Source organism: Halarchaeum sp. CBA1220, assembly GCF_003721175.2.
In the GTDB taxonomy this organism is placed as follows: Archaea; Halobacteriota; Halobacteria; order Halobacteriales; family Halobacteriaceae; genus Halarchaeum; species Halarchaeum grantii.
Map to the genome: position 1 here is coordinate 1142614 of NZ_CP054707.1, position 13682 is coordinate 1156295.

The 13682-nt window shown below is 69.9% G+C and carries 13 protein-coding genes; 5 read left to right on the forward strand and 8 right to left on the reverse strand.

Annotated elements, in window-relative coordinates; translation table 11 throughout:
- The first annotated feature begins 1 nt into the window (after window position 1).
- Window positions 2-676, forward strand: a complete 675-nt coding sequence (gene phoU, locus EFA46_RS06140; RefSeq protein ID WP_123074143.1) for a phosphate signaling complex protein PhoU — start codon at window positions 2-4, stop codon at window positions 674-676.
- Window positions 676-1695, forward strand: a complete 1020-nt coding sequence (locus EFA46_RS06145; RefSeq protein ID WP_123074142.1) for an AbrB/MazE/SpoVT family DNA-binding domain-containing protein — start codon at window positions 676-678, stop codon at window positions 1693-1695. The genes phoU and EFA46_RS06145 overlap by 1 nt, the downstream gene beginning before the upstream one ends.
- A 32-nt stretch (window positions 1696-1727) precedes the next feature.
- On the opposite strand, the gene EFA46_RS06150 is transcribed toward EFA46_RS06145, so the two are convergent.
- The 5 genes from EFA46_RS06150 to trpC all read right to left on the reverse strand — a co-directional run bounded on the left by EFA46_RS06150 (window position 1728) and on the right by trpC (window position 6614).
- Entirely contained in the window at window positions 1728-2894 is a 1167-nt protein-coding gene (locus EFA46_RS06150; RefSeq protein ID WP_123074141.1) for a 3-dehydroquinate synthase II, read from the reverse strand.
- 71 nt (window positions 2895-2965) lie between these two features.
- The gene (locus EFA46_RS06155) at window positions 2966-3754 is read right to left on the reverse strand and encodes a 2-amino-3,7-dideoxy-D-threo-hept-6-ulosonate synthase (RefSeq protein WP_123074140.1); all 789 of its coding nucleotides are present in this window, start codon (window positions 3752-3754) and stop codon (window positions 2966-2968) included.
- Between the two features lie 27 nt (window positions 3755-3781).
- Window positions 3782-4615: a tryptophan synthase subunit alpha gene (gene trpA / locus EFA46_RS06160; RefSeq protein WP_123074139.1), complete on the reverse strand. Its 834-nt coding sequence runs from the start codon at window positions 4613-4615 to the stop codon at window positions 3782-3784.
- Window positions 4612-5847, reverse strand: coding sequence for a tryptophan synthase subunit beta (trpB, locus tag EFA46_RS06165; RefSeq protein WP_123074138.1), 1236 nt, complete (start codon window positions 5845-5847; stop codon window positions 4612-4614). Before trpB ends, trpA begins: the two co-directional genes overlap by 4 nt.
- Window positions 5844-6614, reverse strand: a complete 771-nt coding sequence (gene trpC / locus EFA46_RS06170) for an indole-3-glycerol phosphate synthase (RefSeq protein WP_123074137.1) — start codon at window positions 6612-6614, stop codon at window positions 5844-5846. Before trpC ends, trpB begins: the two co-directional genes overlap by 4 nt.
- A 93-nt stretch (window positions 6615-6707) precedes the next feature.
- Here trpC and EFA46_RS06175 point away from each other — a divergent pair, with 93 nt between their 5' ends.
- On the forward strand, window positions 6708-7157 hold the full coding sequence (locus EFA46_RS06175) for an MGMT family protein (protein ID WP_123074136.1): 450 nt from the start codon (window positions 6708-6710) through the stop codon (window positions 7155-7157).
- 1 nt (window position 7158) lies between these two features.
- Here the strand turns inward: EFA46_RS06175 and nreA are convergent, their stop codons facing one another.
- Window positions 7159-8427, reverse strand: coding sequence for a DNA repair protein NreA (gene nreA / locus EFA46_RS06180; protein ID WP_123074135.1), 1269 nt, complete (start codon window positions 8425-8427; stop codon window positions 7159-7161).
- A 203-nt stretch (window positions 8428-8630) separates the two neighbouring features.
- Here nreA and EFA46_RS06185 point away from each other — a divergent pair, with 203 nt between their 5' ends.
- Window positions 8631-8801 (forward strand): hypothetical protein, encoded by a 171-nt coding sequence (locus EFA46_RS06185; RefSeq protein WP_158604235.1) that lies wholly within the window; start codon window positions 8631-8633, stop codon window positions 8799-8801.
- Between the two features lie 257 nt (window positions 8802-9058).
- On the opposite strand, the gene EFA46_RS06190 is transcribed toward EFA46_RS06185, so the two are convergent.
- Complete coding sequence (locus tag EFA46_RS06190; protein ID WP_123074134.1) at window positions 9059-11539, reverse strand: DNA topoisomerase I; 2481 nt, start codon at window positions 11537-11539, stop codon at window positions 9059-9061.
- A 201-nt stretch (window positions 11540-11740) separates the two neighbouring features.
- Here EFA46_RS06190 and EFA46_RS06195 point away from each other — a divergent pair, with 201 nt between their 5' ends.
- Entirely contained in the window at window positions 11741-12106 is a 366-nt protein-coding gene (locus EFA46_RS06195; RefSeq protein WP_123074133.1) for a hypothetical protein, read from the forward strand.
- 24 nt (window positions 12107-12130) lie between these two features.
- Here the strand turns inward: EFA46_RS06195 and gatB are convergent, their stop codons facing one another.
- Complete coding sequence (gatB, locus tag EFA46_RS06200) at window positions 12131-13609, reverse strand: Asp-tRNA(Asn)/Glu-tRNA(Gln) amidotransferase subunit GatB (protein WP_123074132.1); 1479 nt, start codon at window positions 13607-13609, stop codon at window positions 12131-12133.
- Window positions 13610-13682: the final 73 nt, after the last annotated feature.

Below are 13682 nucleotides of genomic sequence, written 5' to 3' on the forward strand. Positions count from 1 at the left end.
GATGCCACGAGAAGAATATCAGTCGTCGCTCGAGGACCTGGAGGCCGACGTCGAGGCGATGGGCCGCGACGTCCTCTCCCAACTCGACGACGGCCTCGACGCGCTCGAGGCGGGCGACGACGACCTCGCGCACGCGGTCATCGCGGGCGACGACGCCATCAACGACCGCTACCTCGAACTCGAGCGGGAGTGCATCGACCTGTTCGCCCTCCAACAACCCGTCGCCGGCGACCTCCGATTCGTCGCGGCGTCGTTCAAGATAATCACCGACCTCGAGCGCGTCGGCGACCTCGCCGTCAACCTCGGCGAGTACGCGCTCGCCACGACCGACGAGACGCCGCTGGACGTCGACGTCGCGGCTATCGGCACGGACGCCCGCGAGATGGTCGCGGACGCGCTCGACGCGTACGCCGGCGCGGACACGGACGCCTGCTACGCCATCGCCGAGCGCGACGACGAACTCGACGCGCACTGCCAGCGCGCGAACGAGCGCGTCGTCCGCGACCTCATCGAACACGAGGCCGGCGAGGACGCGTGGGCGGTCGAGCGCCTGATGGACGACGTCTCCCGGATGCTCCTGACGGTGCGCGACCTCGAGCGCGTCGGCGACCACGCCGTGAACATCGCCGCGCGCACCCTCTACATGACCGAGAACGACCCCGCACTCATCTACTGATGGAGACGCGCAAACTCCAGAAGGTCGGTGGCGGGACCTACACGGTGTCGATACCGAAGGAGTGGGCGACCGACCACCACCTCGAAGCCGGCGCGCCGGTCCACGTCTACACGCACGACGACGGGACGCTCGTCGTCCGGAGCTCGCGTCGCGACGAGGAGCCAATCGAGTCGGTGACGCTCGACGTCTCCGCCGACGACCCCGGCGACGTCGAGCGCGTCCTGCACGCCGCCTACACGGCCGGCTTCACGGACGTGACGCTCACCACGACCGAGGCGTTCGCGGACGACCACCACCGCGCCGCCCGCTCCGTCGCGAGCACGCTCGCCGGCGCCGAACTGCTCGACGCGACCGAGCAGGAGATCGCGATGCGGAACTTCCTCGACTCCGGCGAGGTCTCGATGCGCCAGGCGGTCGGCCAACTGCGATTCCTCACGCTCGCCATCCACCGCACCGCCACGACCGACATCGGCGCGGGCGTCGGCGAGCGTCGCGAGGGCCTCCACCAGCGCGAGGGCGACGTGGACCGCTTCTTCGGGCTGGTCACGCACCACTTCACGCGCGCGCTCGCGAGCCTGAAGGAGGTCGACGCGCTCGGGGTGAGCCGCCTCGACCTCTTCGCGTACTACTTGACGGCGCGCCAGCTCACGTCGGTCGTCTCGCACGTGCGCTCCGTCATCGCGGAACTGGAGCGCGTCGAGCATCCGGTTCCGGAGGCGTTCGCCGACGAGGTGGACGCGCTCGCCGAAGCCGCGCGCGACGTCATCGAGCGCGCGACCACCGCCGTGCTGAACGACGCGACGCTCGCCGACGCGAGCGACATCCTCGACGACGCCGAGAACGTGGCGGCGCGCGCGGCCGACGCTCGACACGCGGTTCACGACGGCGAGACGGGCGCGCGAGCGGACGTGCGCGCGCTCGCCGGTCTCCTCGACGGCGTCGAACGCACCGCCGAGTGCGGCGCGGAGATAGCGGAGATAGCGGTCCACACGGCGATCCGCGCGGAACACGAACCCTAGCGTCGGCGCTGACGCGCGGGAACGCTCCGTGGCTACTTCTCGATGATGCGTTCTTCGACCTTCTCGCCGAAGTGCCGGCCGCCCTCCTGCGTGAAGACCTTCAGCTCGTCGCCGGGCTCGACCTCGGTGATGGGGGTGCGCCCGTCGGCGGTCTCGACCTTGATGGTCTCGGCGTTCTGGATGAGTGTGTCGAAGCGGTCGCCCGCGTCGGTCTCGACGGTGACGCGGAACATCGGGCGGCGCTCGATCTTCGCGCGCCCGACGACGGCCTCCCGGGTGTGACCCTCGGTGTCGACGATCTGCACCTCGTCGCCGCTCTCGACCTCCGCGAGGTACTTCGTGCCGCCACCGGGCGTGCGGACGTAGGCGTGGACGGCGCCGGCGTTCACGCGGAACGGCCGGGAGGCGACGTACGGCGACTCGGCGGTCTCCGCGTAGACGAAGAAGAGCCCTCGGGACATCGACCCGACGAGCATCCCCTCGTCGTCGTCCATGAGCGAGCCCGTGTCGACGCAGACGCGGTCGGCGGCGCCCGCTTCCTCGATTTCGACGACCTCCGCCCACTCGAGGTCGAGCGTCTCGCGCTCCGCGCGGTCGCGCACACGGACGGTGCGGCGGATCTCGTCGGTGTCGTCGGTGTCGAGGAGGACGGCGTCCGCGCCGATGTCGAGCGTCTCGAAGGCGGTGTCGGCCTCCTCGGCGGTTGTGACGCCGGCGACGATGGTGGTCTCGTCGCCGATGCGCGCGATGAGGTTCTCGAGGGGGATGATCGTCCAGTCCTCGCCGACGATGAACGTGTAGTCGGCGTCGTTCGCGGCGGTTTCCGCGAACGACTCGTACTCCTTCCCGAGGATGCGGACGTAGGCGCCGCGCACGTCGTCGGTCCGGCGGAGCGTCGTGAGGTCCGCGCTCCCGGAGAAGTCGGCGGGGAGGTCGACGGTGCCGTCGCCCTCGCCGCCCTTCCCGACGACGTACGCGTCCGGTTCGGCGGTCTCTTCCTCGGCCTCGCCGATGACGTCGACGTCGTCGCTGGTGAACGCGGCGACGTTCACCTGCCCGAGCTCGCGGACGCGCGCGACGTCCGCTTCGTCGACGAGCACCCAGTCGACGCCGGCTTCGAGGCCGGCGGTGATGCGTCGCTTGCGCGACTCCCAGTCGCCGACGGAGTCGTCGGCCTTCAGCCAGACTTCGCGTGTCATTAGTTGCACCTCAGTACGCGACGGCTTGAACGTGGCGAATACCGCAGTCGAGGGAGAAGGGCGGCGGTCCTTCAGGCGTCGAGTCCGGCCCGTTCGAGGGCGTCGTCGACGCTCGCGTCGTCGTGGACGACGGCGGAGACGGCCGTCGCGATGGCCTCGGGGTCGTCGTGCTGGAAGATGGAGCGCCCCATCGAGACGCCGGCGCCACCGGCGTCCATCGCGCCGCGGACGTTCGCGAGCGTCGTCCGGTCGCCCTCGGGACTGCCGCCCGCGATGATGACGGGTTTCGCGGTGGATTCGGTGACGTGCGCGAAGCTCTCGGCGTCGCCCGAGTAGGCGGTCTTCACGACGTCCGCGCCGAGCTCCTCGGCGAGGCGGACGGCGTGGCCGAGCGACTCGGCGTCCTGCTCGTCGACGCCGGGGCCGCGCGCGTACGCCATCGCGAGCACCGGTAGCCCGTAGCGCTCGGCCTCCTTCGTGACCTCCGAGAGCATCGTGAGCTGGTCGGGTTCGTGGTCGCTCCCGACGTTGATGTGGAAGCTGACGGCGTCCGCGCCGACGCGGACGGCCTCCTCGACGCTCCCGGTCATCCGCTTGTCGTTCTCGTCGGGGCCGATGACGGTGGAGCCGTTCAGGTGGACGATGTAGCCGGCGTCGTTCTTGTTCGGGTGGACGCGTCCCGCGATGCCCTTCTGGGTGAGGACGGCGTCCGCGCCGCCGCGCGTCACCGCGTCGATGGTGGACTCGATGTCCTTCAGCCCCTTCACGGGGCCGAGGGTGACCCCGTGGTCCATGGGGACCGTGAGGTAGTTGCCGTCGGTGCCGATGCGTTCGAGTCGCGCCCGTGTGCCCGCATTCATAGTGAGTGGTACGTGGTACCGTAGGGGTTACTTTGTGGTTTCCGGTTTGGGTGTTCCGTCGCGGTCGGCGTCGCGGATGCCCGCCTTCAGCTCGGCGGCCTTCTCGCGGAGCGCGTCCGCCGCGTCGGCGACGCGCTCGGCCTCGGCGATGCGGTCGACGAAGACGCTCCCGGCGACGACGCCGTCCGCGCCGCCCTCGACGATGGCTCTCGCGTGCTCGCGCTCGCTCACGCCGAAGCCGACCGCGTACGGCAACTCGCCGTCGGGAAGGCGCTCGAGGCTCGCGTAGGTGTCCTCGGAGACGTCGGTGCGCGCGCCCGTCGTCCCCATGCGCGCCTGCACGTAGACGAAGCCGGACGCGCGCTCGAGGATGCGCTCGACGCGCTCGGCGGTCGTGGTCGGCGCGACGATGAAGACGAGCGCGACGTCGTGTTTCTCGCAGGCGGCCTCGAGCTCGCCCGACTCCTCGACGGGCAGGTCGGGGATGATGAGCCCCGAGACGCCCGCCTCGGCGGCGTCGCGGACGAACGACTCCACCTCGTTCCCGTCGCCGTACTGGAGGAGGAGGTTGTAGTAGGTCATGCAGACGATGGGGACGTCCACGTCGAGGTCGCGCACGAGGTCGAGGTATTTCGCGGGCGTCATCCCGGCGTCGAGCGCGCGCCGGATGGCCTCCTGGATGGTCGGGCCGTCCGCGATGGGCTCGGAGAAGGGGAGGCCGAGCTCGATGACGTCCGCGCCGCCCTCGACGAGCGCCTCGACGTACGCCTCGGTGGCCTCGGGGCTCGGGTCGCCCGCGACGACGTAGGGGACGAGCGCGGGTTCGCCGGCGAACGCGGCGGTGACGTCGTCCGCGCTCACGAGCGGAACACCTCCATGTCGGGGGCCTCGGGCAGGTCGCGCTCGGCGGACTCCTCGATGACGGTGTCGAGGTCCTTGTCGCCGCGCCCGGAGACGTTCACGACGACGGGGCCGTCGCCGTCGTACTGTTCGAGGTAGGCGACGGCGTGACTCGACTCGAGCGCGGGGATGATGCCCTCCTCGCGCGAGAGGCGATGGAACGCCGCGAGCGCCGCGTCGTCGTCGACGTTCACGGGCGTCACCCTGCCCTCGTCGACGAGGTTGGCGAGCTCGGGGCCCACGCCGGCGTAGTCGAGGCCGGCGGAGACGGAGTGGGACTCGACGATCTGGCCCTCGCCCGTCTGCAGGAGCTTCGTCTTCGCGCCGTGGAGCACGCCGACGGACCCGGTGCCGAGGCTCGCGGAGTTCGGCGCGTACTCCTCGTCCTCCTCGACGCCGAGGCCGGAGCCGCCGGCTTCGACGGCGTAGAGGGCGACGTCGTCGTCGCCGACGAACGCGTGGAACGCGCCCATCGTGTTCGACCCGCCGCCCGCGCAGGCGATGACGGCCTCGGGGAGGCGACCGAGTTGCTCTTCGGACTGCCGGCGCGCCTCCTCGCCGATGACGGACTGGAAGTCGCGCACCATCGTCGGGAACGGGTGCGGGCCGACGACGGAGCCGATGACGTAGTGAGTGGTCTCGACGGTGGTCGCCCAGTCGCGCATCGCCTCGTTCGTCGCCTCCTTCAGGGTTCCAGAACCGACGTCGACGGGGTTGACCTCGGCGCCGTGCGTGCGCATGCGGAAGACGTTCGGGCGCTGGCGGTTGATGTCGGTGCGGCCCATGTAGATCTCGCAGGGCATGTCGAGGTAGGCGGCCGCCATCGCCGTCGCGGTGCCGTGCTGGCCGGCGCCGGTCTCCGCGATGATGCGCTCTTTGCCCATGTACTTCGCGAGGAGGACCTGCCCGAGCGCGTTGTTCAGCTTGTGCGCGCCGCCGTGGAGGAGGTCCTCGCGTTTGAGGTAGACGTCGACGCCGTACCTAGCAGAGAGGTTGTCCGCCCGCCCGAGCGGCGTGGGGCGCCCGCCGAAGTCCCGGAGGCGCGCGCGGAAGTCGTCCATGAAGCCGTCCTCGTTGTCGAGGACGTAGCGCTCGTAGGCGTCCTCGAGCTCCTCGACGGCGGGCATGAGGACCTCGGGGACGTACTGGCCGCCGTAGTCGCCGAACTTGCCGGCGTCGTCCGTGGAGCTCACGCCGACCCCTCCGATTCGGCGCGCGTCAGTGCCTCGGTGTTCTCGGTGACGTCCCCGTCCATGATGGCCGAGCCGACGAGGAGGCCGTCCGCGCCGGCCTCGCGCATCCGTCGGACGTCCGCTGGCGTGGAGACGCCGCTCTCCGCGATGAGTGTCACGTCCCCTGATGCGTGGGGCGCCACCCTCTCGAACGTTTCGAGGTCGACCTCCAGTTTCGCGAGGTCGCGGTTGTTCACGCCGACGTACTCCGCGCCGACATCGAGCGCGCGCTCGAGTTCGTCGCGGTCGTGGACCTCGACGAGCACCTGGAAGCCGCGCTCTTCGGCGGCCCGCTTGAGGTCGGCGAGGTCGTCGCCGACGAAGCGCGCGATGAGGAGGACGACGTCGGCCGCGACGGCGTCGAGTTGTTCCTCGCGCACGACGAAGTCCTTGCGGAGGACGGGGACGTCCACGGCATCGCGGACGCGTTCGAGGTTCTCCGTGGAGCCGCCGAAGTGCTCGGGTTCGGTGAGCACGGAGAGGGCGGCGGCGCCGCCCGCGACCATCCCCTCGGCGAGCTCGACGGGGTCGTCGCGGCGCTCGCCCTCGGTGGTCGGACTCGTCGGCTTCACCTCGGCGATAACCGGGACGCGGCCGTCGTCCTCGGCGTCCGCGAACGCCGCCGAGAGCGACCGGGGAGAGACCGACACGCGGCCGTCGGCCCCGACGTCGCGCTCGCGCGCCGCCCGCAGGATGGAGCGCACCTGCGGTGCGAGTGTATCGTTCATCGTTGTACAATAATGGACTTATCTGTACAAGAATGTTTCCCTGAGACCTGCCGACCACGAACCTTCAAGTCCGACGTGTCCGAGGAGTAGGACATGGACGCCGGCATCTACGCGACGGAGTCGACGTATCTCGAACGCTACGTGCAACTCGGCGTCGCCGGCGACCGCGTCATCAGCGTCAGTTTCCCGAAGGACCCCGACGAGGACGCCGCGAGCGACCATCCGCTCTTCGAGCGCATCGACGCCTACCTCGAAGGCGTCGAGGACGACTTCGAGGACGTCCCCGTCGGCCTCACGCTCCCGACCGACCAGCGCGCCGTCCTCGAGAAGGTGCGCGAAATCGACTACGGGGAGCAGGTCGGCGTGGAAGCGCTCGCGCGCATGACGCCCGGCCTCGACGCCGACGAGGACCGCCAGCTCGTGCGCACCGCGCTCTCCGAGAACCCCGCGCCGCTCCTCATCCCCGACCACCGCGTCCGGGACGCGCCGAGCGGTGCGCCGCCGGAGGTCGAGCAGAAACTCCGCGGTATCGAAGGGCTCTGACTCAGGCCGTCCAGTCCGAGAGCGACGTCTGGAGGCCGGCGACCATCGTCGACTTCCGCCGGAGTTCCGCGAGGCTCACCGGGAGGTGTTCCGAGAGGTCCCGAACGGCCGCGTGGAGCGTCTCTGCGCCCGCGTGCTCGCGCTCGAAGGCGTGGCGCACGCTCTCGCGTACCTGCCAGACGCCGACGGGCGCCCAGTAGTCGTCGCTCACCTCGCGGAGGACGAGCGCCTTCGCCTGCCGGCCCCGCTCCGCCAGGTGCTCGAGGACGCCGAGGCGTGCCGCGTAGTAGGCGCCCGCCGTCTCCTCGACGTAGCCCGAGCGCCCCTCGTAGCCCTCGCTCGCCGCCGCCATCCAGACGTCCCCCGCCGGGTCGGGGTTCCAGACGCTCCCCGGCGACTTCATCTCGACGAGCTCGAACTCCCACGTGCCGGGCGCGAGCACGACCCAGTAGCGGTTCCCCATGTACTCGTTCAGCCGGACCTCGACGCCGTTCACGCTCGGCGCGTCGCGGATCTGTCCCCGGAGGAACTGCCCGACCGTGTCGTCGACGGCGGTGATCGACCAGCGCGTCGGCACCAGCCTCCGATTCTCGCCCTGCCCGAGCGCGCCGACGGAGAGCACGCGATTGACGTCGTAGACGTCGAGGCCGTGCGTGTAGAGGTAGGTCATCGCGCCCTGCGCGTTCCAGTCGTCGTCCTCGAGGGTCTTCTCGACCTGCCGGGGGACGTGGGGGTTCTCGGTGAGGTCGGCGGACTCCGCGCTCGCGCTCGGGCCGCTCGGGGCGTTCGCGCTCGGCTGGGCGTACGCCTCGGGGTCGAACTCGGGCGTCGAGGAGAGGCCGATTTCGACGTCGACGGGGCGGTCGGCGATGGCGACCTCGCGCTGTGTGCCGACGAAGCCGTCCCAGACGTCCTCGACGTTCACGGACGCCGAGCGCTGTGAGTTCAGTAACCCAGTGCGGTACTGGAGGACGTTGTCGATGCCGAGACCGCGTTCGTACCACGCGCCGCTCGTCGCGTACGCCTCGGCGTCGTCCTTCGACTCGACCGGGGAGAGAATGCCCGCGGAGACGTTCGGGTAGGACGAGCGCCCGACGAAGACGGAGGGCGCGGTGGCGCCGTAGATCGAGTCGCCCTGCTGGACGGCCTCGAAGGAGGCGCGCGCGTCGTCGAGGTAGTCCGTGATCGCGTAGGACTTCTCCTCGGCGAGTTTCCGGCGCTCGTACTCCTCGTCGGGCTTCAGCCCCTCGACGTAGTCGTCGAGTCGCATCGCCACGGAGTTGGGCCGCACCGTGCTTAAGCGCACGGCTCGCTCCCTCGACGCCGGAAGGGGATTTCCCGGATAGCGGATATAGTCGGGTATTTCTGTGGGTGTATCGCTATATAGTGCGATTAGGTGTGACGAATGAGTGGAAATAGGAACCATATCGCGACGACCGCCGATAGTTATTTAGTGCTGTGGTACAATGTACCATGCGTAGGACGATGCCCACGCTCACCCGCATCACGACGAAGTTCCTGTCCGACCCGACGGATCACCCGTTCGAGTGCGAGCTCTGCGGTCAGGGCTATGACGTGCAGCGGGACAACTGCCCAGCGTGTGGCTCCCTCAACGTCGAATCGAGCGGGAAGAAGCGAGTGTAGAGGTGAACATATAAAAACGATCACGCTCTCCCACCCGGGGACTCGTCACACCGACGACGAACAGCCGTCCTCCATCCACGCGAGGACGAGACCGACTGCGGCTCGGAGGTGACCACCGAACACGAACCCACAGACACGACACAGTGTGCAGCCTCGCACCCTGCGCCGGGCGTCACGCGACGCCCGATTGCTTCCCTTCCAGTCCTACCATGGTGTCGTCGGCGCGAATCGCGCCGACGGCCGCATACCCGCGCTTCTCAGTCCGCCTTCGCCTGCCAGTCGCGGACGCGCTCCGCGCTGACGCCCTCGACGTCAGCCGCGACCGCTTCGGCGTCCGCCTCGCGGAGGTCCTCGAGACTCTCCACGCCCGCCGCCGAGAGCTTCTCCTTCGTCTTCGAGCCGATGCCCTCGATGTCGTCGAGGCCCTGCCGGGCGCGGTACTCCTCGTAGTTACAGATCGGACAGCCGAGCTCCCACGGCTCCTCGCTGCCCTCGTCGTGGACGATTAGCTCCGGGAGGTCGTGCTCCTCGCAGTGGTCGTCCGTTATCTCGATGTCGCCCCGTCGCGGGAGCGGGAGCGAGTACTCGCAGTCCGGATAGCGCGTACAGCCGACGAGCCGCGAGCCCGACTGGAGCTTGCGGATCGCGAGCTCGCCGCCGTGCGCGTCCCCACACTCGGGGCACGGCCCGATGACGCGGTCCTCCGTCTCGGCGGCCTCCTCGGCCGCGCAGAGCGGACAGCCGTGGACGAACGTGCTCCGCCCCGCGAGCATCTTCACCTCGTTGAGCCCGTGCTCCTCGCACTCCGAGTCGAGGACGACCGGCTCGCCCGTCGAGGGGAGCGGGAGCGTGAAGCGACACTCCGGATAGCCGTCACAGCCCACGAAGTACGACCCCTGCCGGCTCCGCCTGACGAGCAGGTCCTCGCCGCAGTCGGGGCACGGCCCGAGGCGCTTGTCCGCCTTCAGCGACTCGCGCAGGTGCTCGCCGATCTCCTCGCGGGACTCGCCCAGCTCCTCGAAGATGCGCTCGAGTATCTCCCGCGACTCCTCGGTCACCTCCTCGAGCGTCTTCTCGCCCTCGGCGATGGCCGTCATGTCCGCCTCGAGGTCGGCGGTCATCTCCTCGGAGACGACGAGGTCCGCGTACTCCTCCGCCGCCTCCACGACCGCCATCGCCAGTCGCGTCGGGCGCGGCGGGTCGTTCTCGATGTAGCCCCGGTCGTAGAGCTTCTCGATGGTGTTGTGCCTCGTCGACTTCGTCCCCACCCCCAGCGACTCCATGGTCTCGATGAGTCGCGACTGGCCGTACCTCCGTGGCGGCTGGGTCTGCTTCGCCTCCAGCCGGGGGTCGGAGACGGCGAGTTCCTCGCCCTCCTCGACGTCCGGGACGTGGTTCTCGTCCGCGCTGAAGTAGGGGTAGACGGCGTGGTACCCCTCCTCGAGCAACCGCCGACCGTTCGCCTTCAGGTTCGCGTCGTCGGCAGCTGCGACGACGCGCAGGTGCTCCCACTCGGCGGGCTCGGCGAGCGTCGCGAAGAAGCGCCGCACGACGAGTTCGTAGAGCTCCCACTCGTCCTCCGAGAGGTCGCTTTTGCTCGGGAGGTCGGCCGTCGGGTGAATCGGCGGGTGGTCCGTCGTCTCCTCGTCGCCGCGCGTCGCCTCCAGCTCGTCGAGCTCCTGCAGGAGCGACACCGAGTCGGCGAAGTCGCGCTGCGCGGAGAGCGCGTCCAGTAGCTCGGCCGGGTCGAGGTCCTCGGGGTAGACGGTGTTGTCCGTCCGGGGGTAGGTGATGTAGCCCGCCGTGTAGAGGTCCTCCGCGATGCTCATCGCACGCCCCGCGCCGTACCCCAGCGAGCCGGCGGCGCGGATGAACTGCGTCGTGTTGAACGGCGCGGGCGGGTCGTCCGTCCGCGTGCGCCGCCGCACGGACTCGACGACCGCGCTCGCGGCCTCGCGCAGCGTCGCGAACGCCGCCTCCGCGTCGCCCTCGTCCCAGACGCGCTCGGCCTCGGTGTCCTCCTCGTCGAGGTAGAAGTACTGCGCCTCGAACGCCGTCCCCTCCTTCGTGAGGTCCGCGAAGAGCTCCCAGTAGTCCTCGGGGTCGAACGCCTCGATCTCGCGTTCCTTGTCCACGATGAGCTTCAGGGTCGGCGACTGCACCCTCCCGACGGAGATGAAGTCGTCGCCGACCTGTCGCGCGGAGAGCGAGAGGAAGCGCGTGAGCGCCGCCCCCCAGATGAGGTCGACGATCTGTCGGGCCTCCCCGGCGGCCGCGAGGTCGAAGTCGAGGTCGTCAGGGTCCGCGAACGCGGACTTCACCTCGTTCTCCGTGATCGAGGAGAAGCGCACGCGCGAGATCGGGGCGTCGTCGTTCGCCTCCCGGACGAGCTCGTAGGCCTCCTTCCCGATGAGTTCGCCCTCGCGGTCGTAGTCGGTCGCGATGACCGCCGAGTCCGCGTCCGCCGCGAGACGCTTGAGGACGTTCACGATGGACTCCTGGGTCGGCGTCTTCGTCACCGGCGCGTGCGCGAGCTCGGCGGGCTCGACGTCGCGCCAGTCGCTGTACTCCGGGGGGAAGTCCACGCCCACGACGTGTCCGGAGAGGCCGATACAGCGCCGTCCTCCCCACTCGTAGACGTTGACGCCCCCGCTCCGCTCGGTGGACGCGCCGCCCCCGCTGAGGATATCGGCGATGCGCCGGGCGGCGTTGTCCTTCTCGGTGATGATGAGTTCCACGGTCGGATGGTCCGCCTCGCGGCGGTCGTTACTCCACGATAGGCCGGACGCCGTTCTAAAGCTTTCGGGGCCGAAACGGTCGTTTTCGTGCGCGTGAGCGTCTGTGCGGGCGTCGGGTGCGTACCCGCGCGACCCGCGCGGCGCCTCGCGTGCGCGCCCGCAGGAGGTGAACTACTTGGGGCTGGCCCTCCGAGCGAGGATATGGCATTCACGTTCCGTCGCTTCGGCTACCTCGGCGCGTTCCTGCTCGTCCTCGCCGCGCTCTTCTTCGTGGCGTTCGGCGCCCCGCCGCTCGACAGCCTCACCGGCCTCCAGCTCGTCGTCTTCGTCGTCGCCGGCGTCTTCGAACTCCTCGGCGGCTTCGGGAACCCGCTCCGCGAGCGCGTCGGCGCGCTCCGCCTCGTCGGCGTCGGCCACGTCGGGCTCGGCGTCTCGATGGGCCTCTCGGCGGCGAGCGAGTCGAGCCTCCTCTTTCAGGCGCTCTTCGGACTCACCGGCCTCGCGCTCGTCGCGTTCGGCGTCGACTACGTCCTCGGCGGCCGGTACTTCGAGACGCCGACGGAGTAGGCCGCCCCGTCTTCGCGTCGGGCGTTAGGCGTCCAGCTCCTCGCGCAGGAGGCCGTTCACCTGCCCGGGGTCGGCGCTCCCGCCCGTCTTCTGCATCACCTGCCCGACGAGGAAGTTGAGCGCGCCCTCGTCGCCGCCCTCGTAGTCCGCGACGGCGTCCGGGTTCTCCGCGATGGCCTCCTCGACGGCGGCCTGCACCTCGCCCGCGCCCGTCTTCCCGAGGTCCTCGGCCTCGACGACCTCGTCCGGGGCCGCGCCGTCGTCGAGCATCTCGCGGAGGACGACTTCCCTCGCGTTCTTCTCCGTGATCTCGTCCTCGGCGACGAGCTCGACGAGGCGCGTGAACTCGTCGAAGCGCCCCTCGAGGTCCGTCATCGCCATGTCCCGGTAGTTCAGCTCGCCGAGGAGGTTGTCCGCGACCCACGTCGCCGCGAGACTCGGGTCGTACTCCCGGGCGATCTCCTCGAAGAAGTCCGCGACCTCCTTCGTGGAGGTGAGCTTGCTCGCCGCCTCCTCGCTGAGGCCGTACTCCTCGCGGAAGCGCTCGCGCCGGGCGTCCGGGAGCTCGGGGATGTCGAGCTCCGCCTTCCAGTCCGAGACCTCGAGCGGCGGGAGGTCGGCCTCGCGGAAGTAGCGGTAGTCCTTCTCCTCCTCCTTGGTGCGCATCGAGACCGTGATGCCCCGGGACTCGTCCCAGTGGCGCGTCTCCTGCTCGACCTCCCGGCCCCGCTGGATGGCGTTGCGCTGGCGCGTCACCTCGTAGGCGAGCGCCTGCTGGGCGCCCTTGTGACTCGAGATGTTCTTCACCTCGGTGCGGTTCGCCTCGGCGAGGACGGCGTCCTCGACCCCGCCCTCGAGGTCGCTCGCGGGCACCATCGAGATGTTCGCGTCGACGCGGAGGCTGCCGTCGCGCTGGCTGTCGTAGATGCCGAGGTACTCGAGGACCTCCTCGAGCTTCGCGAGGAACGCCCGCGTCTCGTCGGGCGAGCGGAAGTCGGGCTCGGTGACGATTTCGACGAGCGGCGTGCCCGCGCGGTTGTAGTCGACCTTGGTGTAGTCGGCGGTGTCGATGCCGCCGCCGACGTGCTGGAGGCTCCCCGGGTCCTCCTCGAGGTGCGCGCGCGTGATGCCGATGTCGCGGCGCTCGTCCGCGACGCGCACCTCGAGTTCGCCGTCCTGACAGATGGGGGCGTCGTACTGGGTGAGCTGGAAGCCCTTCGGGAGGTCGGGGTAGAAGTAGTTCTTCCGGTGGAAGCGCGTGCGCTCGGGGATGTCGGCGTGGAGTGCTTTGCCGAGGCGGACGGCGGCCTCGACGGCGCCCTCGTTGAGGACGGGGAGCGCGCCCGGGAGCCCGAGGCACGTCGGGCAGGTGTGCGTGTTCGGCTCCGCGCCCGCCGTGTCCGTCGAACACCCGCAGAAGATCTTGGTGTCCGTCTCGAGTTGCACGTGGACCTCGAGCCCGATGACGGCGGCGAGGTCCTCCGTGGCGGCCTGCGTGCTCATTTGGCGGGGATTCGACGCGCGGGCGCTTAGGCTTGACGAAGGTCCGAACGCGCCCGACGACGGCGAGCCCCGT

Bases quoted from the DNA above. Each gene is read 5' to 3' on its own strand.
- nreA (WP_123074135.1), bottom strand. From the start codon at position 8,427: ATGCGACTCGACGACTACGTCGAGGGGCTGAAGCCCGACGAGGAGTAC.
- EFA46_RS06175 (WP_123074136.1), top strand. From the start codon at position 6,708: ATGGACGCCGGCATCTACGCGACGGAGTCGACGTATCTCGAACGCTAC.
- EFA46_RS06145 (WP_123074142.1), top strand. From the start codon at position 676: ATGGAGACGCGCAAACTCCAGAAGGTCGGTGGCGGGACCTACACGGTG.
- phoU (WP_123074143.1), top strand. From the start codon at position 2: ATGCCACGAGAAGAATATCAGTCGTCGCTCGAGGACCTGGAGGCCGAC.
- gatB (WP_123074132.1), bottom strand. From the start codon at position 13,609: ATGAGCACGCAGGCCGCCACGGAGGACCTCGCCGCCGTCATCGGGCTC.
- EFA46_RS06155 (WP_123074140.1), bottom strand. From the start codon at position 3,754: ATGAATGCGGGCACACGGGCGCGACTCGAACGCATCGGCACCGACGGC.
- trpC (WP_123074137.1), bottom strand. From the start codon at position 6,614: ATGAACGATACACTCGCACCGCAGGTGCGCTCCATCCTGCGGGCGGCG.
- EFA46_RS06185 (WP_158604235.1), top strand. From the start codon at position 8,631: ATGCGTAGGACGATGCCCACGCTCACCCGCATCACGACGAAGTTCCTG.
- EFA46_RS06195 (WP_123074133.1), top strand. From the start codon at position 11,741: ATGGCATTCACGTTCCGTCGCTTCGGCTACCTCGGCGCGTTCCTGCTC.
- EFA46_RS06150 (WP_123074141.1), bottom strand. From the start codon at position 2,894: ATGACACGCGAAGTCTGGCTGAAGGCCGACGACTCCGTCGGCGACTGG.